Genomic DNA, 1,359 nt, shown 5'->3' on the forward strand with positions numbered 1-1,359 from the left:
CGTAAGCATCCGCTGAGTGCCGCGGTCAGGCAGCTTTTTGCTGTTCGCGGATTGCCTTCCACTCCCATGGCAGGAGTTCGCGCAGGCGGGTTTGGGGCATGTCGTTGATGCGTGCCAGCACGTCGGCGAGCCACGCCTGGGGATCGATGTCGTTGAGCTTGGCCGTGGTGATCAGGCCGTACATGATCGCCGCCCGCTGCCCGCCGCGATCGGAGCCGCAGAACAGCCACGCTTTCCTCCCGAGGGCAATCCCGCGCAGGCCGCGTTCGGCGGCATTGTTGGTCAGGCACAGCCGGCCGTCGCCGAGGAAGCGGGTGAAGCTGTCCCAGCGGGTCAGCATGTAGTCCATCGCCTTGGCCACGGGGGCATGGCGGGAGAGCCGGGCGCGCTCCGTCCGCATCCAGCCCTCCAGCGCGGCTACCAGGGCGACGCCGTGCTCCTGGCGGGCTGCCAGCCGCTCGGCCGTCGGCTTGCCGTTCAACGCGCGCTCGAGATCGAAGAGGGCGTCGATGCGCTTCACGGCTTCCAGCGCCAGCGGTGAGATCGGCGGAGCTTCCTTGCCGCGTCTGGTGTTCGCGGCGATGTCGGCCAGCTTGAAGAAGCCACGCCGGGCATGCGCCCAGCACAGCACGTCGCGGATTGGCCCCGGCCGACGGTCGGGTTCGTACAACCGGTTGTAGCCGGCGAACGCATCGGCCTGCAGCCAGCCCGTGAAGCCGGCCAGATGCCGTTCGGGATGCTCGCCCCTGCGGTCGCGAGAATAGTGGAACAGCGCTGCCGGTGGGGCTTGGCCGGCGAATGGCCGGTCATCGCGCACATACACCCACAGCCGCCCGGTGTCGGTCTTGCCCTTGGCCAGCACCGGCACCGGCGTGTCGTCCCCATGCAGCCGCTCGGCTGCCAGCACATGCGCGGCGATCAGGTCGTGCAGCGGCTTCAGCACCGCCGCGGCGGTGCCCACCTGGTCGGCCAGGGTGGACAAGCTGAGCGGCACACCCTCCCGCGCGAAGCGTTCGGCCTGCCGGTTCAGCGGCTGATGCTGGCCGAACTTCTCGAACAGCAGGTTGGCCAGCAGGTTGGGGCCGACCCAGCCTCGCAGGGTGGTGTGGAACGGTGCCGGCGGTTGGCTGATCGTCTCGCAGGCCCGGCAGGAGAACCGCTCCCGCACCGTCTGGATCACCTTCCATTGGCGCGGGATCACCTCCAGCGTCTCGGTGATCGTTTCGCCCAGCTTGCACAGCTTGTCCGAACCGCAGCACGCGCAGCTCGCCGGGGCCGGCACAACGACGCGCTCGCGCGGCAGGTGGCCGGGAAAGGGTTGGCGTGATGGCCGTTTGCGGGTGAAGGCCGCCACCGCGG

General features: G+C 69.4%; 1 protein-coding gene. It reads right to left on the minus strand.

Going from position 1 to position 1,359, the window contains the following annotated elements; translation table 11 throughout:
• Nucleotides 1-25 precede the first annotated feature (25 nt).
• The coding region (gene tnpC, locus EJ903_RS26290; protein ID WP_126620811.1) for an IS66 family transposase at nucleotides 26-1,359 on the minus strand (1,334 nt) is incomplete at its 5' end.

It is taken from the genome of Azospirillum griseum, from assembly GCF_003966125.1.
GTDB lineage: Bacteria > Pseudomonadota > Alphaproteobacteria > Azospirillales > Azospirillaceae > Azospirillum > Azospirillum griseum.